Below are 21,269 nucleotides of genomic sequence, written 5' to 3'. Positions count from 1 at the left end.
GTCTGCGGGGGCGTGGGCGGCAGTCAGCACATTCTCTCCGGCCGCTACCTGTCCACCGGGATCCAGGGCGAGAGCCTGCCGGTCGCCGCGGGCGTCGCCCTGCAGCTGCGCGACGCCGAGCCGGGCGCGCTGGCGCTGGCGTACGTCGGCGACGGGACGTGGGGGCAGGGCGCCGTGTACGAGGCGCTCAACATGGCCGCGCTCTGGCGGCTGCCGCTGGTCGTGGTGACCGAGAACAACGGGATCGCGCAGACCACGCCGACGTCGGCGCAGATGGCGGGCACGATCGGGGATCGGGCGCGGGCGTTCGGGTGCCGGTTCCTGCACGTCGGCTCGCGGGACATAGGCGAGATCCGGGACGGGCTGCGGCCGCTGTTCGAGCGGACCAGGGAGGGCGCGGGGCCGCTGGTGGTGGAGTTCGCCACGCACCGGCTCGGGCCGCACAGCAAGGGCGACGACACCCGCTCCGCCGAGGAGATCCGGCACGCCCGCGACCACGACTGGTACCCACGCGAGGGTGCTGCCATGTCCCCCCGCTTCGCCCGCATGGACGCGGAGGCGAGCGCGTTCGTCGAGGTGGTGGCCGGTGAGGTGCTCGGACGGCCGCTGTCGGCGCGGGAAGGCTGAGGGCGATGCGGGTCGCGGAGAGCCTCAACCGGGCGCTGCACGAAGTGCTCGCCGACGATTCGTCCGTGCGGGTGCTCGGCGAGGACGTTCTCGATCCGTACGGCGGCGCGTTCAAGATCACGAAAGGGCTGTCCAGCCGTTTCCCCGGCCAGGTGCTGGCCACCCCGATCAGCGAGAACGGCATCGTCGGCGTGGCGGGCGGCCTGGCCCTCGCGGGCGGCAAGGCCATCGTCGAGATCATGTTCTCCGACTTCGTGACCCTGGCCTTCGATCAGATCGTGAATTTTGCCAGTAAATCGGTCTCCATGTACGGCAGGCCCTTGCGGCTGCCACTGATCGTGCGATGCCCGTCCGGAGGCGGTCGCGGCTACGGCCCCACGCACAGCCAGAGCCTGCAGAAGCACTTCATCGGCGTACCCGGGCTCGCGGTGTACGAGGTGTCCCCCTTCGACGACCATCGCGAGCTGTTCGGCGAGATGCTTGCCCGCGGCGAGCCATGCCTGCTGTTCGAGGACAAGATCCTCTACACCCGGCAGATCTTCGGCGGCGGGGTCGCGGACGATCTGTTCCAGTACGACGTGCTGCCGCAGGCCGGCCAGGTGACCAGGGTGTACCTGGACGATCCCGGGCAGGCGGACTGTGTGATCATCGCGCCGGGCGGGATGGCGCACCGGGCCCTGGCCGCGATGCGCACGCTGCTGCTGGAGTGGGAGATCTCTTGTCTGCTGCTCGTGCCGCGGCGTCTGTACCCCTTCGACGTGGCCCCGCTGGCGCCGCTGCTGGAGCGGGCCGGCGCCGTGGTCGTCGCCGAGGAGTGCACCGCCGGCGGCACCTGGGGGGCCGAAGTGGCGCAGCAGGTGCACAGCCGTCTCTGGGGGCGCCTGCGGCGTCCCGTGTCCCTCGTCCACTCGGCGGCCAGTGTGATCCCGGCGGCCGTCCATCTTGAGCGTGACGTGCTGGTGCAGGACACCGCGATCGTCCGCGCCGTACGGGAGCTCCTGCCATGACCGAGCTGCGCGTGCCCAAACTCAACAACAACGACACCGAGTACCTGCTGGTCGAGTGGCTGGCCGAGGACGGCGCCGGGGTGCTCAAGGGCGATCCGGTGGTGGTCCTGGAGACCTCCAAGGCGGCCGAGGAGCTGGCGGCCGAGGCCGATGGCGTACTGCGGCGGGCGGTGGAGACCGGCGCGACCTGCGTGCCCGGGGACGTGATCGCCTACATTTCCGACGACTCGGCGCCTCCGCCGGCGGCCGTCGATGCGCGTGCGGCGTCCACCGCCGGGCCGATCATCACCGCGCCCGCCCAGGCGCTGATCGACGAGCACGGCGTGGACCCGGCGCGGATCCGCGCGCTGGGAAAGAAAGTGATCAGGCGCGCCGACGTGGAGTCCCTGCTGGAAACCGCCGGCGACAGCGCGTCGTCATCGTCGCAGACGCGGCCGCTATCGGCCGTTCAGCGGGCCGTGGCCGCCGCGGTCACCCGTTCCCATCACACGATCCCGGCCGCCTTCACCGCTGTGAAGCTGGACGCGGGCCCCGCGATCGCCCGGGCCCGCGTCCTCAGCAAAGAGGCCAGGGCTCTGATCGGGCTGGCTGAGCTGCTGGTTGCTGCGGTCGCGTCGCTGCACGGGCAGTTCCCGATGTGCTTCGCCGAGCCGGTGGTGGGGGACGGGCCGGGTGGCGAACTGGCCGTACGCCCCTCGCCGGCGCCGAACGTCGGTGTCACCGTCGACGTCGGCCACGGCCTGTACGTCCCGGTGCTGCCCGGCGCCGACCGCCTGTCGCTCAAGGAGATCGCGGAGCAGCTCACGGCGTACCGGACGAAGGCGTTGCGTGGGGCGTTCCGTGAGGAGGACCTGGCGGGCGGGAACATCGTCGTCACCTTGCACACCGACGCGGCCGTGCTCCTCGCCGTGCCGATCGTGTTCCCGGGGCAGACCTGCGCGCTGTCGCTGTGCGCGCCGCAGCACGAGTTCGCCCTCGACTCGGCAGGAAACATCGTGAAGCGCACCACGGTCACGGTCGGACTCGCGTTCGACCACCGCGTCGTCAACGGCCGCGAGGCGGCGATGTTCCTGAACGCCGTACGCAAGATCATCGCCGCCTGAGGAGGGGCGCGTCACCCGGTCAGGGCGCGCCTCGCCTCCTCCTCACTCATCGCGTCGATCTCCTCGATCAGCAGGTCCTCGACGGCCTCGGCGAGCCCGGCCACGGTGCCGCAGCCGAACACGATCCGGATCGGCACCTCCACCTCCAGCATCGCCCGCAGCCGCGCCGCGACCCGGGTGGTCATCAGCGAATGACCGCCCAGCTCCAGCAGATCGTCCAGCACGCCGACCCGTTCGAGGCCGAGCACCTCGGCCCAGATCTCGGCGACCAGCGCCTCGCTGTCGGAGCGCGGCGCCGTGTAGTCCGTCCTGGTGACCCGATCCGGCTCGGGCAGCGCGGCCCTGTCGACCTTGCCTCGGGAGGTGAGCGGCAGCTCCGCCAGCCGTGACCAGCGGGTCGGCACGAAACCCTTCGGCAGCCTGCCCGCGGCGTGCGCGCGCAGCTCGGCGGGGTCGGCGGGACCGGTGAAGTACGCCACCAGGTCCTCGCCGCGCGCGGCCACGGCCACCTGCCCGGCGCCGGGGTGCTCGCGCAGGGCGGCCTCCACATCGCCGGGCTCGATGCGCACGCCGCGCACCTTGACCTGGTCGTCCAGGCGGCCCAGGAACTCCAGCAGCCCGTCCGAGCGCCACCGCGCCCGGTCACCGGTGCGCAGGCGCCGGGCGCCGGGATCGCCGTACGGGTCGGGCTCGAAGGCGGCGGCCGTGCGGCCGGGCAGCCCGGCATATCCGCGGGCGACCCCGGCGCCGCCGATCGCCAGCTCGCCCGCCGCGCCCGGCGGCACCGGCTCCCCCCGGGAGTCCAGCACCCGCACCGACGTGGCGGACAGCGGCCTTCCGATGGGCGGGCGGCCGCCGGTCCCGTCGAGCTCGGCCCAGGTGGCGATGACCGTGGCCTCGGTCGGCCCGTACGTGTTGACCAGCCGGGCCCCCGGCCCCTCCCGGTGCCATCGGGCCACGGCAGCCCCGTCGGCCTGCTCACCGCCGAGGATCACCAGCCGCAGCGCGGGAGGCCACGCCACCTCCTCCGGCGACTCGACGAGCCGATGCCAGTACGCGGTCGGCAGATCCAGCACGGTGATCCGCCGCCCGTCCGGCCCGGCCAGCAGATCGGGCAGGCTCGCGGGGCCGTCCGGCAGCGACACCACCGACGCCCCGGACGCGAGCGCCGGGAAGATCTCCTCGACGTGGGTGTCGAAGCTCAGAGACGCGAACTGGACCACATGATCCCCCGGCCCCAGGCCGTACTCCCGCCGCATCCACCCGACCCTGGCCGCCACCGAACCATGCTCGACCAGAACCGCCTTGGGCAGCCCGGCAGACCCCGAGGTGGTCATCACATAGGCGATCCCCTTGGCCGGGCTCCCCTCCCCCACAACACGGACCCCGTCCTCGCCGATCAGCCAGGCGGCACCCGCGGCGGCCATGGAGTCGGCATGCCGGGCGGGCGGGTCGGCCGGGTCCAGGGGCAGGTACGCGGCGCCCGCCCGCCACACGCCCAGCAGTGCGGCGACCACCTCGGCGGAGGGAGCCAGCCGTACGGCCACCACGTCGCCCTCCCGGACGCCGCTCTCCCGCAGGGTGCCGGCGAGCGTGCCGGCCCGGTCCCAGAGAGCCGCGTACGAGACCACCTGATCACCGCAGCGCACGGCGACGGCGTCCGGTGTCCGGCGCACCACGCCCGCCACCAGCTCCAGCACCCCGTCCGCAACCGGCTCAGCGGGCCCGGCGGCCAGCTCGGCCATCGTCTTCTCGTCTCGTTCCGTCCACGCGGGAAGCCGCGAGATCGGCGTGTCGGGCCTGGCCACGGCCCCGGCCAGCAACGTCAGGTAGCGATCGGCGATCGTCGCGACCTCGTCGGCGTCGAACACCGCGCCGTCGTACTCGAAGCAGATCGCCAGCTCGTCCCCCGCCGGCCAGACCTCCACGAGCAGATCCACCACGATCTGGTCGCGGTGTTCCCCGAAGTTGGACACGCGGACTCCTCCGCACACGCGGTCCTGGCCGGCGGCGTAGTCCTGCATGATGAACACGGTCGGCAGCAGCGTCTCGACGCCGCGCGCCAACCGCTCCAGCAGCGGCGCGGGCCGGCCCATCACGTCCAGCACCACCCCTTTGACCCGCCCGAGCAGCTCGGCGAACGTCGGATCGCCCGTCAGGTCGCCGCGCAGCGGCAGGGTCTGGGTGAGGTACCCGACCATCCGCTCCAGCTCGACCCGGTCCCGCCCGGCGACCACGGTGCCGACCACCATGTCGTCCTGCCCGCTGTGCCGGAACAGCAGCGCCTGGTACGCCGCCATGAGCACCATGAACGGGGTCGCCCGATGGGCCAGGGCCAGCCGCTCCACCTCGGCGAGGTGACGCGCGCTCACCCGTACCCAGTGATATCCGCCCTCCCGGACGGCCGCGCGCGCTCCGGGACGGGCGAAGGGCAGCTCGGTGACCGGAGGCGCGGCCAGCGTCTCGGCCCAGTACGGCATGGCCTTGTCCGCCCTGCGGCGCTGCCAGCGGGCGTAGTCGCTGGGCAGGATGCGCAGGTCGGGCAGGCGGGCGGGGCGGTGCTCCACGGCGGCGGCGTAGTACTCGCCCAGGTCGTCGAGCATGATCTCCAGGGAGTGCCCGTCGGCCAGGATGTGGTGCAGCGTCAGGCACAGCACATGATCGTCCGGGGTGATCTCGATGACGGCGACCCGCAGCGGAACGCCCGCGGCCAGGTCGAAGGCGGCGTTGGAGCGTTCGGCGACCAGCGCGCCCACCTGCCCTTCGGCCGCTGCCAGCCACTCGATCGGCGGCGCCCAGCCGACCGGCGCGGCCACCGCCCAGGGCGTGCCGTCCACCTCCGCGAAGGCGGTCCGCAGGCTCTCGTGCCTGGCCACGAGCGCCCCGACCGCGCCGGTGAACGCGTCGCGGTCGAGCGGGCCGCGCAGGCGCCGAACCAGGTACATCGTGTACGAGGCGTCGTCGGGCACCAGCCGCTGGAGCATCCAGAGCCGTTCCTGCGCGGGCGACAGCGGGGCCCTCATGACCCGGCCGCCAGGTCGTCGAACAATCCCTGGAGCTCCTCGGCGCTGAGGCCGTCCAGCTGGTCGCGCAGCGCGGCGACGTCGGTCAGGCTGAGATCGGCGTCGTCCATGTCGTCGAGCCTGGCGGCGAACCCGGCGATCGTCGGATGCTCGAACAGCGTGATGATCGGCACCTCCAGGCCGTACCTGGCCTGGACCCTGGCGATGATCTGCGTCGCGGCGAGCGAGTGGCCGCCGAGCTCGAAGAAGTCGTCATCGGCGCCGATGGGCTCGGTGGCGCCGAGCACCCCCGCCCAGATCTCGGCGAGATCGGACTCGACCGCGGTGGCCGGGGCGCGGAAGGCGGCGGTGCCGGGGCGCGTCCATGATGGGGTGGGCAGGGCGGCGCGGTCGAGCTTGCCGTTGGGGGTGAGCGGCAGGGACGTCAGGGTCGTGTGCCGGACCGGAATCATGTAGTCGGGGAGCGATGCGCGCAGTCGTTCCCGCAGCACGGCCCAGTCCACGGCCTGCGCCCGCGGGACCAGGTAGGCGACCAGATGCCCGTCGCGGACGGCGACCGCGGCGTCCTTGACCTCGTCGGCCGCTCGCAGGACGGCCTCGATCTCGCCTAGTTCGATGCGGAATCCGTGGATTTTGACCTGCTGGTCGGCGCGGCCCAGGTACTCCAGCCGGCCGGCACGCGTGATCCTGGCCAGGTCGCCCGTGGCGTACATGCGGGCGCCGGGGGTGTCGGCGTACGGGTCGGGCAGGAAACGCGCCGCCGTCTGAGCGGGCAGCCCGTGGTACCCCCGGGCGACCCCCGCGCCGCCGATGTGCAACTCGCCGATCTCCCCGTCGGCGACCGGTGTCCCGTTCTCGTTCAGCAGGTGAACCGAGGTCCGCCCGATGGGCGACCCGAGATCCACGGCCTCGGGTCCCGGCCGCACCCTGCCGGCCGTGGACCACACGGTGGTCTCCGTGGGGCCGTACACGTTCCACAGTTCGGCGCCGTCCGCCAGCAGCGCGTCCGCGAGATCGCGGGGCAGCGCCTCACCACCGCACAACCGGGTCCTGATCGTCGCGGGGATTCCGCCGGACTCCAGCAGGATCCGCCAGCCCGCCGGTGTCGCCTGCATGATCGTGACCCCCTCGGCGGCGGCCCGTTCGCGCAGCGCCCACCCGTCGGAGACCTCCGCGGTGGCCGCGATCACCACCCGGCCTCCCGTGTACAGGGGCAGGAGTAACTCCAGGACCGAGATGTCGAACGACAGCGTGGTGACGGCCAGCCACCGATCCTCCGGCCCGATCGGCAGCAGGTCGGCGAACGCCTCCAGCAGGTTCGCCACGGCGCGACGCGGCACCGCCACCCCCTTCGGGCGACCGGTGGACCCCGAGGTGAACATCAGGTACGCCAGCCGATCCACGTCTGGGGACATGGCCGGGACCTGCGCGGGCGAGCGGGGAGCCCCGTTCACCGGTCGGCCCCCGGGTGAGAGCGTGAGAACGGTGGGAACGCCCTCCAGCAGTGCGGGATCGACGCCCGCCTGGGTCAGTACGAGGCCGATGCCCGCGTCATGGCGCATCATCCGCAACCGTTCGGCCGGAAACGCCGGATCCAGCGGTACATATGCCCCGCCGGCCGTCCACACGGCGAGCATCGCCACGAGCATCCCGGTGGTCCGCTCCACGCACAACCCCACGGGCGCCTCGGGGCCGACGCCATGTCCGCGCAGCACGGCGGCGAGGTCCTCGACGCGGCGGTACAGCTCCCGGTAGGTCACCTGGCCGTCGGAGCCGGTCACGGCCACCGCGTCGGGAGCCTTGTCCAGCCACCGCCATATCGTGCCGGCTCCGCCGTTCACAGCCCCCGGCGGGGGCGGCGTCGTGTCGTCACTCAACGTCGATATCGCCTTTCAATCTCGCAGGCTGAGCGGGCGCATGTCCGTCCAGACCGTCTCGATGTGGGCCAGGCACTCCTCCCGGGTGCCCGCGAACCCGGCGTCGGACCAGCCGGGCGGCAGTTCGCGGTCGGCGACCCAGATGCTGTACTGCTCTTCGTGGTTGACGACCACCCGCATCTCGGCACTCACGTGTTCTCCTCGTTGACCAGTAGCGTCTCGACCTCGCGCAGCATCGCCTCGATCGCCTCCCGGGGCAGGAGGGCGGTGTCGGCTAGCAGGTCCAGCCGGCAGGTGTGGGTGGCGGGTCCGACGGAGAGGAACACGTCGGCGTCCACCTCCGGCCAGGCCCCCACCGGGAAGATCCGGCCGAGGCTCGCGGGCGGCTGCGATGGCAGGTTGGGCCAGCCCCCGGCGACCCGGACGTCGTTGAAGTAGGCGGTGGGCGGCGGCCCGGTCTCCTCGATCAGCGCCCGCTGGGCGGCCGGATCGTAGCGAGCATGCCGGTACGACGCCAGCACCCCCTGGTGTGCGGCCCTCACCACCTCGGCGAGCGACGAGCCCCGTGCCACGTCCAGGACGAAGATGCCATCCTGGACGAGGGCGGCCACCATGGGCGCCAGCCGGGGATCGTGCCGATTGCCCACGACGAGCTGCATGGCGACCGTGCCGCGGCCGGTCAGCCGGGACAGCAGCACCGCGTACGCCCCGAGCAGCACGCTACCGGTGCTCACCCCCCAGCCCGCGGCCAGCCTGGTGACCGCTGCACCGAGCGCCGCCGACTCCATGCCCAGCTTGACGAACCTGGACTCCTCGGGCGCGCCCTGCGGCGCGGCGAACAGCGGGCGCGGCATCCGATCCAGTGCCGCCCGCCAGTATCTGAGCGCCCGCTCGCCTCGTGCCGCGCCCTCGGGCGACCCTTCCTCGGCGGCCAGGTCGAGCGGCTGCGGCACGGCCGGCGGCAGCGGCTCCCCGGACAGCAGCCGCGGCCACTCGCCAGCGATGACGTCGAGCGCCCGCCCGTCAACCGCCATGTGCGTGAACGCGAACGCCACCGCGCGCGGCCGCCCGCCGTCCATGACGACGGCGCAGCGTACCGGGAGCTCGTCGGCGTAGTCGAAGCCCTTGCCCGCGAGCTCGGCGGCGATCTCCCCGGCCAGCGCCCTGGGCCGGGCCCCGGCGGCATCGACCAACCCGACCGTCAGCCACCCATGCCCGGCGACCCGCTGTACCATGCCGCACTGCTCCGCGCCCTGGTGGCCGATGACATCCGACCCGGCGATCCAGTTCGTACGCAGGCTCTCGTGCCGTCCGAGCAACCGCGCGAGGGCGGCGAGCACGGTCGGCAGGTCGGGCTTGCCGTGTACCGGCAGAGCCCACGGCATGTTGAAGTAGGGATCGCCAGGGGGCAGCCACTCGGTGAGCCGCCAGATCGCCCGCTGGCCCCAGGTGAGCGGTCCCTGGCCGGACCTGGCGCCGGCGAACTCGACCGTCACGGGGCCGGTCATGACGGGCGGCCCGCCAACCGGGACAGGTGGTCCACCAGCCCGTCGAGCGTGTCGAGGCTGCCGTCGAGCTCGATGTCGAAGCCGAACTCTTCCTCGATCGTGTCGATCAGCCGGATGTAGCCCAGCGAGGTGAGGCCGAGCGCCGTCAGCGAGCAGTCGGCCGCGAGCACCTCCGCCGTGGTGAGCTCGCCGTCGCTGGCCTGGGCCACCAGCGCGGCCACGCGCTCCCTCAGCATGCCTGCTCCCGCAGGCGGGCGACCTCAGCCGCGACGCCCATCGCGGTCGCGTCGTCGATGAACAGCTCGAAGGAGAGCTCCACGCCGAACAGCTTCTGGGTCCTGGCCATGATCTGGGTGATCGTGAGGGAGTGGCCGCCGAGATCGAACAGGTCGTCGTCGGGTTCCACGTCGTCCAGTTCGAGCTCCTTGGCGAAGATCGCCTGAATCTCACGCACGAGATCGGCGCCCACCGGCCCATCCTTGACCGCGGCGGAAGCAGCGGTGGCCGCGGTGACGGCGGTCACGGACGCCGCAGGAACGGGACGGGGCAGCGGCAGCCGGTCCAGCGGCGCCTCCGGGTCCGCGGCCACCGCCGTCAGCAGGGCGGCGAGGTCCTCCCGGATCCGCTCGGCCCCCGCCCGGTCGAGGAGCGCGGGGTTGTACTGCAGCCGCGCCGCCGTACCCGCGTGGTCATCGACGATCTGCAGGTGGAGCGTGTTGCGCACCCAGCCGTTGAACATCATCCACTCCACCGACGCGCCCAGCCCGGGGAACAGCGGGCTCGTCTCCGGCCGCAGGCGGTAGCTGAGCGACACGGGCGTGAGCGCGGCGCGCGGGCCGATCCCGTCCACGGCCCTGGCCAGCGGAACCTCACGATGCCGGTACAACCGCCGCAGATCGCCCCGCAGGCTCCGGGCGAACTCGCCGAACGTGCCCCCCTCGGGCGCCCCGGTCACGGGCAACTCGTTGACGAAGGCGCCCACGTGGTCCCGGCTCCACTCGGTCCGCGTGGACAGATCCACGCCGACCTCGGGCCGCGCGTTGCCGTACGCGTGCAGCAGCGCGACGAACGCGGCCAGCAACACCTCGAAACGGGTGATCTCCAGCCGCCCGGCGATCCCGCCGAGGTCCTCGAGGACGAAGTCGAGGGCGGAGCCGGGCGCCGCGACCACGGACACGCCGGTCAGGCCGGGCAGGCGCAACTCCCGCCGGCCCTCCCATCGGCCCGCCCAGTACCGCCGCGCGTCCGGCAGCGCGTCCGCGAGCCTGACCTGCTGCTGGACCGCCACCTCCGGGTACGTCCACGCCAGCGGCGGCGGCACCGCACCCCCGTACCAGGCGGCCAGATCCCGCAGCAGAATGTCCTTGGACTCCCCGTCGAACACCGCGTGATGGGCCTGGAACAGCAGCACATGCCGCTTGGCCTCCTCCCGGATCAGCGTGAACCGCGCCGCGGGCCCTTCGACCGGATCGACCGGCGCGGCCAGCTCCTCCTGAAGGTCGCCGCCTTCGCGCAGCGGCGGCATCGCATGAGGGACCAACCGCAGCTCACCACCGTCCTCGGCGAGCACGCCGCCCAGCAGGGGATGCCTGCGCGCCACCTCCGCACACGCCTCCCCCAAGGCCACCACGTCGAGCGGCCCGTCGAGCCACACGGCCAGCGGCATGTGAAAGGCCCGCCCGGCGATCCCGGCCCGCTCGGTGAGCCACATCCCCTGCTGCGCAGGGGAGGCCTGCCACGATCCGGTCATCTTCCGCCTTCCTTCTCCACAGTGCCCGTCTCTTTCATGGGACCCGCCTCATCCGGGCCCTCTTCCACCACAAGGTCCGCCTGCTTCAGGAGGTCACGCAGGTCGGACTTGACGACCTTGCCCGAGTGGTTTCTGGGCAGGCGGTCCACGAAGGTCACTCGTGCCGGCAGTTCGTGCTGGGCCAGCCGTGTCATGAGGAAGGCCCGCAGCTCCGTCACGCGCGGCGCCCGCGAACGGGGCACGACGACGGCGGCCAGTACGGTGCCCATCACGGGATGCGGCACGCCGGTGACCGCTGCCTCGGCCACGTCCGGGTGTTCGTGCAGCGCGGCCTCCACCTGCACGGTCGACACCTTGTACGCCCCGGACTTGACGACGTCGCTCTCCCGGTCGACGAGATACAGGTAGCCGTCCGCGTCGAGGTAGCCCAGATCGCCCATCCGCACCCACCCGTCACGGAAGGTGTGCCCGCTGGCCTGCTCGTCCCGGTAGTACGAGCGCGTGGCGGCGGGGGACCGCAGCCAGATCTCCCCCGTCTCTCCGGCCGCCAGTGGCCCGCCGCCGGGGCCGGTGATCCTCAGCCCGCTGCCGAGCGCCGGCCGGCCCAGGGCCGCGGGCCGCGACGGGTCGTAGATCATGACGGTCTGGGCGGGCGCCGCCTCGGTCGAGGTGTAGTAGTTCGTCACGGTCGCCTTGGGGAACGCCGCCGCCAGCCGCGCGCACAGCGCCGCCGGCAGCGCCGACGCCGCCGACCCGAGCAGGACCACGCCGGAGAAGTCGTACCGTTCGTGCAACCCGGCGTTGAGCAGCTCAAGGGCCATCGCGGGCACCAGGAACACCGTCCCCACCCGCCGCGACTCGATCAGCCTGGCGAACCTCCCCGGGGTGAACCGCGCCAGGGTCAGCACCGCCGGGCGCGCGTCCAGCGCGTTGATCAACATGGCCTGGCCGGCGTTGGTGCCGATCGGAAACGCGTGCAGGAGCAGCTGCGAATGCCCGAACTTTCGGCGATTGGCCCGGGTGGCGCTGCCGTAGGTGAGGTTGGCGTGGGTGGCCGCCACCGCCTTGGGCCGGCCTGTGGTGCCGGAGGTGTAGAGGATCTGCGCCAGATCCCCCGGCCCCGGCGGTTCGGGTTCCCGCGAACCGGGATCCAGCTCGGCCGGCACGGCGCTCCAGTACCCGCCGTCAGAGGGCACGTCCGTCCCCTTGCCTGCGTGCAGCAGGCCGATCGCCGAGCAGTGCTCCAGCATGTACGCCACCTCGGCCGGAGCGAGCCGATCGGAGATCGGCACGGCCACTGCGCCGGCGAGCTGCGTGGCGCAGTAGGCCACGGCGAAGTCGGTCCAGTTCTCGGCCCCGAACAGCAGCCCCAGCCGATCGCCCCGCCGCACGCCGCGCCGGGCCAGCCCGCGCGCCAGCGAGTCCGCCCGCGCGTGCCATTCCGCGAAGGTCAGCGTGCCGCCCCCGGCGACCTCCAGCGCGACCCGCTCGGGCTCCTCCGCGGCTCGCCTGGCGAGCAACCCAGGAACGATCACGACTCGCCCCCCGCGCGCCGCCGCAGCTCCTGGATGCCGACGAGATCATCGGGCGGCGCGTCGGGCACCTCGCCGTCGAACCGGGCCAGCACCCGTACCCGCATCGCGCACACCGCGATCAGCGCGATGGCCAGCCCGAAGACCACGTACATCAACCCGATCCCGCGACCGTCCCCCGTCCCGAGCAACGCTCCCGCCGTCGCGGCCAGCGGCCCGTCCGGCGCCATCAGCGGCTCGAACACCGCCGCCCCGTACGGCGCCACCAGCCCGAACCCGATCGGCAGCGTGGACCAGGCGACGAGCGTGTTGAGCGCGATGACCCGCCCGTGGAACCGCTGCGGCACCTTGACCTGAATGATCGTCGCGTACACCCCGTTGAGCAGCGTCAGGCACAGCGACATCCCGAACGCCCCCGCGGTGATCGCCACCAGATCCGCCCGCACGCCGACGACCACGCAGAACACCGCCAGCGCGAGCGTGGACAGCAGCACCCCGCGCAGCCGCCGCCGGCGCGGGCCGCCCCATACGGCCATCAGCGCCCCACCGGCCAGCACGCCGATCCCGCCCGCCAGCGACACCTGCCCGACGTCCTGCAGCGTCGCGAACGACAACACCAGCGGCGAGATCATCAGGAACAGCGGCGACAGGAACACGTTCAGCACGGCGAAGAACACCAACATCCCGCGGAAGCTCCGATTTCCCCAGGTCAGCCGCCAGCCGCCGGCGATCTCCGCCATGACCGTCTCGCGCCGCCGCCACGCCATGCTCCGGGGGAACCGGACCACCAGCAGGACCGCGATGGCGAAACCGTACGACAGCACGTCGATGATCAGGATCCCCTCCAGCCCGATGACGGCCATCAGCCCGACCGCCACCAGCGGCACCGCCACCTGGGCCGTACCGGTGACGAGCTGCACCACCCCGTTGGCGTGGCCGAGGAACCGCTTGGGGACGAGTTGCGGGATCGCCGAGGCGTACGCGAACCGCTGGAAGGTCAGCGCGAGCGACAGCAGCGCGAGCAGCGGGTAGACGTGCCAGATCTCCAGGTTGCCGGTCCACAACAACACTCCCAGGATCAACTGCACGCCGCCCGCGGTGACGTCCCCGGCGAGCATCACCACACGCCGGTCGTACCGGTCCACGATGGCCCCGGCCAGCGGCGCGACCAGCATGCCCGGCAGCAGCCCGAGCACCGCGAACAGCGCGAAGTCCACCAGCGAGCCGGTGGTCGTGTAGATCCACAGCGGCACGGCGAACTCGGTCAGCGCCGATCCCAGGATCGACACCAGCTGCCCGGCCGCGACCAGCGAGAACCGCCCCATGCTCGGCCGCACCCGACGAGTCTCGGAGGTGTCGGAGACCGGGGAATCTCCAGAGGACACACCCTCCAGCCACCACGTCGATCGTGGTGTACGTGCCAGCCGCTCGGCCCGTCCCTCGGCGATGGCGCGGTGCGTGCCGGTCACGATGGCCGCCAGTTCCCCGGCCCGATATTTCAGGAAGAAGTGCCCCGCCTCGTCCAGCACGACCAGGGCCGTCAGCTCCGACAGCACGTGCCATTCGCGGTACCGCTCCTGGTAGAACTCCATCGCCGGGTCGCGCTCGCCGGCCAGCGCGATCACCGGCGCTCGCAGCGGGGCCGCGGACTCATCGAACATGCGGGTGAAGTAGCGCTCCGCCTGCCGGGTGCCGCGCCGCCGGTTGCGGACCATGAGGTCGAGCTGGTCGCGGCCGACGTCCTCCACGTCCATGCCGGCGGCCCGCAGATCGTTGATCCAGGCCTGGTCGCCGCGGAGGCGCTCCATGAGATCGGTCAGGCCCGCGAGGCGGCTGCGGGGGCGGGCGAAGGGGAAGACACCGCCGAGGTACACCGCCTCGACCTCGCGGCCCGCTTCCTCAAGCCTGCGGGCGATCTCCGCGGCCAGCATCACGCCGAGGCCGCAATGGCCGTACAGAGTGACGGGGCCCTCGATGTCGTCGAGAATCTCCTGTACGCAGCCGTCGGCGACCTCGTCGAGGGGGCGGGCCTCCTCACCCAGTTCGTGCCCGGGCACAGCGATCGAGTACAACGCCCAGTCGGCCGGCAGCGCGTCCGCGAGCGGCTGGTAGATCACCGCGCTGCCGCCCCCGTACGGTGCGCAGATCAGCGTGGAGGCGGCCGTCCTGGCGGGCGTGAGCCGGTGCAGCAGGCGGCGCGGGCCCTCGTCGGCCGACTCCAGCAGCGCGGCCAGCTCCCGCACGGTGCGGTGCTTGAACAGGTCGAGCACGGTGACGGTACGCTCCGGCGCCACCTGCCTGAGCCGGGCCACCACCCGCATGGCCAGCAGGGAGTGCCCGCCGAGCTCGAAGAAGTCGTCCGTGGCCCCGACCTCGGCCCCGCCGTTGTGCGGGCCGAGCAGCTCGGCCCACACGGCGGCGACGGTCCGCTCGGCGGCGGTCCGCGGCGACTCGAACCGCCCGGTCTTCTCTGGTGCAGGGTCGGGCAGGGCGCCCCGGTCCACCTTGCCGTGCGACTTCAGCGGAGGCGGCTCGTCCAGCCACACGTACCTGGCGGGGATCATGTAGTCGGGCAGCCGTTCGGCCAGCCACGCCCGCACCTCGGCGGCCTCCGGCCGGGCCCCGGCGGGCACATCGACGGAGGACTCACCGACGAGGTAGGCCACGAGCAGACCACCGCGCAGGTCGGCGATCGCCGACGTCACGCCGGGATGCCGGCCGAGCACCGACTCGACCTCGGCCAGCTCCACCCGGTAGCCACGGATCTTCACCTGCAGGTCGCGGCGGCCGAGGAACTCCAGGTTTCCGTCGGGAAGGTGACGGGCCAGGTCACCGGTGCGGTACATGCGCGCGCCGGCCGGACCGTACGGGTCGGGCAGGAACCGTTCCGCGGTCAGGGCGGGACGCTCGAGATACCCCCTGGCCAGCCGGTCCCCGCCGAGGTACAGCTCCCCGGCGACGCCGATCGGCACCGGCTCCAGACGCTCGTCCAGCACGTACGCCCGAGCCCCCGGCAGTGGCCTGCCGATGGGCAGCGTGGTGGTCGTGCCGCCCGCGCCCTCGACCGGGTACGTGGTGACGCCCACCGTCGCCTCGGTCGGTCCGTAGTGGTTGACGACCCGGCAGCGCCCGACCGCGGCCAGTTCCTCGGCCCAGTCGCGCGGCGCCGCCTCACCGCCGAGGATCAGCAGCTCGCGCGGCAGCACGTCGGCCTGCAACGCGGCCAGATGAGACGGAGTGATCTTGAGGTAGTCGATGCCCGCGTCCCGGACGTACTCGGCCAGCTCATGCCCGGCCGTGCGCGGCGGGATGATGTGCAGCGTCCCGCCGGTCATCAGGCACGCGTAGAAGACCGTCACCCCGAAGTCGAAGGCCAGCGACTGCAGCAGCGCGTACGAACCGCCGGGTTTGATCTCCAGCCGCTCCCGCAGTCCCGCGAGATAGACGAGCGCCTGCCGATGCTGGATCCCGACGCCCTTGGGCCTCCCAGTGGTGCCGGACGTGTAAATGACGTAGGCCAGGTCGTCGGGGGTCACGTCACGAGTGACCGGTAACGGGTGGCCGCTGAGCTCCCCATCGGGCTCGTCGAGGCCGACCGTGACCAGCCCATCGGGCAACCGCCCCCTGGAGGACGCATCGGTCACCGCGATCCGCACCCCGGCGTCCTGCACCACATCCGCCAGCCGCTCGGCCGGATGCTCCGGATCGAGCGGCAGATAGGCGGCCCCCGACTTGAGCACGCCGAGCACCGCCACGGCCAGTCCGGCCGACTGCTCCAGGCACACCGCCACCCGTTTCCCGGGCCCGGCGCCGAGGCTCCGCAGCCGCCGGGCCAGCCGATCGGCTCGGATGCCGAGCTCGCCGTACGTGAGCGAGACGTCCCCCGCGACCACCGCGACCGCTCCGGGATCCTGCCCGGCGACGACCTCGTGCAGCAGCCGGATCCCGGCGGGCGGCGCCGGCTCGGCGACCCCGAGGGCCAGCACGCGCCGCCGCTCGTCCGGGCCGAGCAGCGGCAACCGGGAGATCGGCAGCTCAGGGTCGGCGACCGCCGCCCGCAGAAGCGTCTCCAGGCATCCCACCAGCCGCCGCGCCGTGTCCTCCCGGAACAGCGCGGTGCTGTACGCGAGCTGGCCGTGCAGCCCGCCGCCGCCCTCGAAGAGATAGAGCGCCAGGTCGAACCGGCTGGCCACGGTGGGGATCGGATACGGCTCCGCGCCCAGCCCGGAGGTGTCCAGGGTCCGGCCGCGATAGTTCTGCAGCGCGAACATGGTCTGGTACACCGGCGTACGGCTGACGTCCCGCTCTACGGCCAGCTCGGTGACGAGCCTGTCGAACGGCAGCGCCTGATGCGCGAAGGCGTCAAGCGTGGCGTCGCGGACCCGGCCGAGCAGTTCGCGGAAGGTCGGGTCGCCGCGCAGGTCGGCCCGCATGGCCAGGGTGTTGATGAACGGCCCGACGACCCCTTCCAGCTCGGGCAGCTCCCGCCCGGACACCGGCGACCCCACCGCGAAGTCGTCCTGCCCGGCGAACCGGCCGAGCAGCACCTGGAAGGCGGCGAGCAGCGTCATGTACGGCGTGGCCCGGTGCGCCGTGCCCAGCTCCGCGATCGACGCGGTGAGGGCGGGATCCACGATGACGTCCACGGCGGCGCCGGTCCAGCGCTGCTCGGCGGGCCGGGGCAGGTCGGTCGGCAGCTCCAGGGCGGGCACCCCGTCCAGCCGGGACATCCAGTAACGCACGTCGTCGTCGAAGGTCCGGCCGCGCTGCCAATGCGCGTAGTCGCCGAACTGCAACGGCACCGGCGGCAGCTCCCGGCCCGCGTGCAGCGCCAGCAGCTCCTGGAACAGGATGTCGCACGACCAGCCGTCGGTGATCGAGTGGTGCATGGTGAGCAGCAGCACGTGCTCGCCGGGGGCTGACCGCACCAGCAGGGCGCGCAGCAGCGGCGGACGGGCCAGGTCGAACGGCCTGGCCAGCTCCCCATCGATCTCGCCGGGGTCGGCGGTGACGCGGAACTCCACGAGCGGCTCCGCGGCGATCACCACCTCCGGGCGACCGTCCGATGTGGTGACCAGGCTGGTGCGCAGGCTCTCGTGCCGCCGCGTGAGCTCCGTCAGCGCCTCTGCCAGCGCGTTCTCGTCGAGCTCGCCGGTCAGCCGGACCGCGAACGGCACGGTGTAGGCGGCCGTGCCGGGGACGTACTGCTCAAGGAACCACAATCGCTCCTGCATGGCCGACGGCGGCGGCGCAGTGCCGGGGTCGCGGCGCGGAACGCTGACCTTGGTGGCGCGCGCTCGGAGGCGACGCTCCAGCAGAGCCTGCTTGGCCGGTGAAAGGGAGCTCCTGGTCACGCGTCTTACTCCTCGGAACACGCGGTTGTACACGTACAGGTACACGTACGAAGTCCGCGGCGATGACGCCCCAGACCGGGATGTGCTGCAGTGGTTCGGTGTAGCCGGAACGGCGATGGCCCGTGCAGGCCGTGGGAACGCTCCCACGAGGGAGGCTAGGTAGCGCCCCCATCGAGGTCAAGGTCTAGATCGACATTTCCGATTGCCCATCGTGGTCCAACAAGTACACATTGCGATATGCGCACGTTGCACCCAGGTTTTCGGTAGCCCTGTTTTTCGAACATTTGACAGTTCGGAAACCTCTTCGTCATTGATCTGGGAGCGCTCCCATCACTCGTCACCCCCCAGACCACCTCAGTCACGAATCGCCGCTCATCGCGGCCGGAGATGACGCCCGGCGGAACCCGCGCCGGGGCGGGCCCGCCGGAGAGCCGGGTTCAGTCCCCCACGCCGAGGCTGGACATGGAACGCGGACGGGTATCGGTCGCCGTGGCGAAACTGGTCCGATGGCCTGCCCCGGCGGCCGCACTGCTCAGACCCGCGGGTGGGGAGGATCGACGGGCGGGCCTACGTCTACCTGGGCACCTATGGCCGCTCGATGTGGGTACGCGCGCCGGACGAGGCGCTCACCGCGGTCCGCAGCGCCCAGCTCGGGGCCGAGACCGCGCAGGGACTGGCCGGTGTCACCGACTACGCCAGTCTCGCCGGAGTGCCGGTCTATGAGCACTCGGACCGGCTCGCGGCCGCGCTCGCGACGCTCGCCCACACGTACTGGAACGACGACAAGCCGAAGGGGGCCGCACCATGACCGACCGGGTCAAGCTATACGAGCGGATGGCGGCCTTCGGCCCCGCGCGCTACCAGGTGAACGCCGGGTTGGCCCTGGTGGACGCCCTGGACTTCCGCACCGCCCTGGACCCGCAGACCGCGCTGCAGGCGGCCCGGCGGGCGGTGGCCATCCCTGGAGGAGCTCGCCGGGGTGAGCGACTCCTCGACGAGGCCGAGCCGAACCAGTACTGGCCCTGGCCGTACCGCGATCAGCCATGGGTATCCAGCCCTTTGCGATCGAGGGCTGCTCGGATCTGGCCGAGCCACTCTGTGCCCAGCTGGCGCCCGTTGGGTAGTTGGTCGCCTCGATCCCAGCGCCACGTTGTGATCATCGCCAGCACGAGGATCCGGCACTCGCGCAGCAAGTCTTGATCGACACCCGGATAGTGCTCGCTGACTTCTTCGGGCGCATGGGCGAGGTCGAATTCGACAGGCCCACGGCAACAAGTCTCGAGGTCTATGAACAGCAGGCCGTTCTTCGTGGTGAGCGCGTTGCCCGGGTGCGGCTCGCCGTGCAGCAGCTGCTCGGCGCCACCACGCTCGCCGATCACTCGTCTCAGGCTTCGCAACGTGTCGCCGAGCAGCTCCCGGTCCGCGTCGGCGAGCGCCGGAGTACGGTCGCGGCTCGCCACGAGTCGTTGAGCCTGCTCCACACGATCCGTGAAGTGCGGCGTCGCGACATCGAGCTTGCGCATGCCGGCATGCACCCGCTCGAGCGCCTCGGCGTAGTCGGCTGGTGAGGCCTCTCGATGTGTCACGGGTTCGTAGTAGGTCCACAGCGTGACCACGAAACCATCACGCTCATGGACGCGTGGCTCCACTCGAGGCTCGAGAGCAGCCACAGGGCACCCGGATTCGGCGAGCCGCTGAGCGAGCTCGACTTCGAACTGTGCGACCTGATGCGCTACAGGTGCCACCCGGGCCAGGACGTCACAAGGCAGCAGCCGCAGAGTGAGCTTGTTCGAGTCATGAAGAACGATCGCGTCGTCGGCTGTCAGGTCAAGCGATGAGGCGGTGGACATGGCCGCGGCCACCGCACGACGGACCTCTGACGCCTGCATCGTCGCCTGGCCCCTCTCCCTTCAGCGCTGCCGTACTCCCAAGCGGTGCGACCTGGGCACCATACCAAGTGGTCGGCGGAGAGCCGCGGTGGCGCGACGGCGGGACGCGACCGGATCGGCGGTATGCCCGCTTCGGCTGCGCACGTGTCCACGCCAAGCCCTTGCGTGGTTCAGGGAGTGTGGGAGCACGTGGTGTCGTCAGCGTGTACGGCTGCTGCCGCAGCGGAACGGCGGCGTGTGTCGACGGCAGGAGCCAGGAAGACGACGGAGGCGACGAAGGCGAGGACCACCAGCATGGCCGAGCGCAGGCCCCAGTGGTCACCGAGGAAGCCGAGGCCGGGCGGGCCCACGAGAAAGGCGACATAGCCGATCGTGGCCACCAGGCTGACGCGGGCGGTCTGCTCCGGTCCCGATTCTCCCGCGGCCGACAGCGCGACGGGGAAGCCCAGCGATGCGCCGAGCCCCCAGAACAGAACCGCCGCTCCGGCCAGCACGGCGTTGTCCGAGAAGATCACCAGGATCAGGCCCAGCGCCCCCGAGACGGCGCTGGCCCGCACGACAGTGGTCCGCCCGAAGCGGTCGAGAAAGAACGTGCCGCTGAAGCGGCCGATGGTCATGGCGGCGGCGAACCCCGTGAAGACGAGGGATCCGGACGTGGCGTCCAAGCCGTGTCCGTCCACCATGAGCAGCGGCAGCCAGTCGTTGGCGGATCCCTCGGCCAGGGCCATCGCCAGCACGATCGCACCGATCAGGAGAAGTTTGCGATCCTTCCAGACCCTCGGCCTGGGGTGGTCGGCGCCGCCGCCGGCCTGGTCCGGGGCGAGGATTCCGATGCCCGCGGGGATGAAGCGCATGGCGTAGCAGAAGGTCGCGGCGGCGATCACGGTGACCGCCGCCAGATGCCAGTGCACCGGGAGGCGGGCGGCCGTGGCGGCGATGCCTGCGCTTGCGCCGATGACGGTGCCCAGGCTCCAGCAGCCGTGCAGGGTGGGCAGCGTCGTGGTGTCAGTGATCCGTTCGACGTCAGCGCCGTCGACGTTGACGGCGACGTCAGCTGCTCCCATGCCCGCGCCGAACACGAACAGGCCCGCCGTGACCAGCGGCACGGACGACACGAGACTGCCGGCGCTGATGACGGCCATGCTCACGATGACCAGTGCGGTTCCCGCGCCGATGACAGGTCTGGTCCCGTAACGCGAGACGAGACGTCCGGAGCACAGAATCCCGATCATGGAGCCGAGGGACAGGCCGAACAACACCCAGCCCATCTGGCTGGTGGACGCCTCCAGCCGGTCGCGGATGTCCGGGGTGCGGGTCACCCAGGACGACATCGCGATGCCGGGGAGCAAGAAGAACAAGAACAGCGCCTGCCGGCGCCGACGCGTGGCGAGGTCCATGCGGATGGGTCTCCGTGGGAGGTCGGATGTCCGGTAGGTCTGGGCATCGGCGCCCACCGAGCGTACAAACGTTCACATGCATGCTAATCGTGAAATAGAAGCATATAGACGATGAAGCGAATCATCTAAGGACAAAAGCCCTCCCGGCGGCACATCATCCTCGACGCAGTGGAGATCTCGCCGCCGCGGCCGTGGCAGATCA

14 protein-coding genes are annotated in these 21,269 nt (G+C 71.9%); 4 read left to right on the top strand and 10 right to left on the bottom strand.

The genetic code is table 11. The features are described from left to right. The 3 genes from ETD86_RS23035 to ETD86_RS23025 form a co-directional block, all read left to right on the top strand. On the top strand, window positions 1-627 hold a 627-nt coding region (locus tag ETD86_RS23035), incomplete at its 5' end, for a thiamine pyrophosphate-dependent enzyme (protein WP_211370245.1). Window positions 628-632: 5 nt separating this feature from the next. Then, on the top strand, window positions 633-1,634 hold the full coding sequence (locus ETD86_RS23030; RefSeq protein WP_138668235.1) for an alpha-ketoacid dehydrogenase subunit beta: 1,002 nt from the start codon (window positions 633-635) through the stop codon (window positions 1,632-1,634). Beyond that, window positions 1,631-2,737 carry a 2-oxo acid dehydrogenase subunit E2 gene (locus ETD86_RS23025; RefSeq protein ID WP_138668234.1) on the top strand — a complete coding sequence of 369 codons (1,107 nt, stop codon included), beginning with the start codon at window positions 1,631-1,633 and terminating at the stop codon, window positions 2,735-2,737. The genes ETD86_RS23030 and ETD86_RS23025 overlap by 4 nt, the downstream gene beginning before the upstream one ends. Window positions 2,738-2,748: 11 nt before the next feature. On the opposite strand, the gene ETD86_RS23020 is transcribed toward ETD86_RS23025, so the two are convergent. Genes ETD86_RS23020 through ETD86_RS22985 form a run of 8 tightly spaced genes read right to left on the bottom strand, consistent with a single transcriptional unit; the run spans window position 2,749 to window position 17,781 of the window. Next, entirely contained in the window at window positions 2,749-5,760 is a 3,012-nt protein-coding gene (locus tag ETD86_RS23020; protein ID WP_138668233.1) for a non-ribosomal peptide synthetase, read from the bottom strand. Then, window positions 5,757-7,637: a non-ribosomal peptide synthetase gene (locus tag ETD86_RS23015; RefSeq protein ID WP_138668232.1), complete on the bottom strand. Its 1,881-nt coding sequence runs from the start codon at window positions 7,635-7,637 to the stop codon at window positions 5,757-5,759. Before ETD86_RS23015 ends, ETD86_RS23020 begins: the two co-directional genes overlap by 4 nt. 15 nt (window positions 7,638-7,652) lie before the next feature. Beyond that, complete coding sequence (locus ETD86_RS23010; RefSeq protein WP_138668237.1) at window positions 7,653-7,817, bottom strand: MbtH family protein; 165 nt, start codon at window positions 7,815-7,817, stop codon at window positions 7,653-7,655. A gap of 8 nt (window positions 7,818-7,825) precedes the next feature. Then, the gene (locus ETD86_RS23005) at window positions 7,826-9,133 is read right to left on the bottom strand and encodes a condensation domain-containing protein (RefSeq protein ID WP_170223223.1); all 1,308 of its coding nucleotides are present in this window, start codon (window positions 9,131-9,133) and stop codon (window positions 7,826-7,828) included. Window positions 9,134-9,141: 8 nt separating this feature from the next. After that, window positions 9,142-9,381, bottom strand: a complete 240-nt coding sequence (locus ETD86_RS23000) for a phosphopantetheine-binding protein (protein ID WP_138668230.1) — start codon at window positions 9,379-9,381, stop codon at window positions 9,142-9,144. Next, window positions 9,375-10,895 (bottom strand): condensation domain-containing protein, encoded by a 1,521-nt coding sequence (locus ETD86_RS22995; protein ID WP_138668229.1) that lies wholly within the window; start codon window positions 10,893-10,895, stop codon window positions 9,375-9,377. Before ETD86_RS22995 ends, ETD86_RS23000 begins: the two co-directional genes overlap by 7 nt. Continuing rightward, window positions 10,892-12,430, bottom strand: a complete 1,539-nt coding sequence (locus ETD86_RS22990) for a class I adenylate-forming enzyme family protein (RefSeq protein ID WP_138668228.1) — start codon at window positions 12,428-12,430, stop codon at window positions 10,892-10,894. The genes ETD86_RS22995 and ETD86_RS22990 overlap by 4 nt, the downstream gene beginning before the upstream one ends. Then, complete coding sequence (locus ETD86_RS22985; protein ID WP_138668227.1) at window positions 12,427-17,781, bottom strand: non-ribosomal peptide synthetase/MFS transporter; 5,355 nt, start codon at window positions 17,779-17,781, stop codon at window positions 12,427-12,429. Before ETD86_RS22985 ends, ETD86_RS22990 begins: the two co-directional genes overlap by 4 nt. 544 nt (window positions 17,782-18,325) lie before the next feature. Here ETD86_RS22985 and ETD86_RS22980 point away from each other — a divergent pair. Then, window positions 18,326-18,589 (top strand): hypothetical protein, encoded by a 264-nt coding sequence (locus tag ETD86_RS22980; protein WP_138668226.1) that lies wholly within the window; start codon window positions 18,326-18,328, stop codon window positions 18,587-18,589. Between the two features lie 229 nt (window positions 18,590-18,818). Here the strand turns inward: ETD86_RS22980 and ETD86_RS22975 are convergent, their stop codons facing one another. Together ETD86_RS22975 and ETD86_RS22970 are read right to left on the bottom strand one after the other, a co-directional pair. Next, complete coding sequence (locus ETD86_RS22975) at window positions 18,819-19,670, bottom strand: phosphotransferase enzyme family protein (RefSeq protein WP_138668225.1); 852 nt, start codon at window positions 19,668-19,670, stop codon at window positions 18,819-18,821. A gap of 170 nt (window positions 19,671-19,840) precedes the next feature. Then, window positions 19,841-21,067, bottom strand: coding sequence for an MFS transporter (locus ETD86_RS22970; protein ID WP_138668224.1), 1,227 nt, complete (start codon window positions 21,065-21,067; stop codon window positions 19,841-19,843). Window positions 21,068-21,269: the final 202 nt, after the last annotated feature.

This window comes from Nonomuraea turkmeniaca (assembly GCF_005889735.1).
In the GTDB taxonomy this organism is placed as follows: domain Bacteria; phylum Actinomycetota; class Actinomycetes; order Streptosporangiales; family Streptosporangiaceae; genus Nonomuraea; species Nonomuraea turkmeniaca.
This window is presented reverse-complemented; position numbering and strand designations above follow the sequence as displayed.

What these genes read in the sequence shown, in the direction of transcription:
- ETD86_RS23030 (WP_138668235.1), top strand. Translation starts at nt 633, where the DNA reads ATGCGGGTCGCGGAGAGCCTCAACCGGGCGCTGCACGAAGTGCTCGCC.
- ETD86_RS23025 (WP_138668234.1), top strand. Translation starts at nt 1,631, where the DNA reads ATGACCGAGCTGCGCGTGCCCAAACTCAACAACAACGACACCGAGTAC.
- ETD86_RS23020 (WP_138668233.1), bottom strand. Translation starts at nt 5,760, where the DNA reads ATGAGGGCCCCGCTGTCGCCCGCGCAGGAACGGCTCTGGATGCTCCAG.
- ETD86_RS23010 (WP_138668237.1), bottom strand. Translation starts at nt 7,817, where the DNA reads ATGCGGGTGGTCGTCAACCACGAAGAGCAGTACAGCATCTGGGTCGCC.
- ETD86_RS23000 (WP_138668230.1), bottom strand. Translation starts at nt 9,381, where the DNA reads ATGCTGAGGGAGCGCGTGGCCGCGCTGGTGGCCCAGGCCAGCGACGGC.
- ETD86_RS22995 (WP_138668229.1), bottom strand. Translation starts at nt 10,895, where the DNA reads ATGACCGGATCGTGGCAGGCCTCCCCTGCGCAGCAGGGGATGTGGCTC.
- ETD86_RS22975 (WP_138668225.1), bottom strand. Translation starts at nt 19,670, where the DNA reads ATGCAGGCGTCAGAGGTCCGTCGTGCGGTGGCCGCGGCCATGTCCACC.
- ETD86_RS22970 (WP_138668224.1), bottom strand. Translation starts at nt 21,067, where the DNA reads ATGGACCTCGCCACGCGTCGGCGCCGGCAGGCGCTGTTCTTGTTCTTC.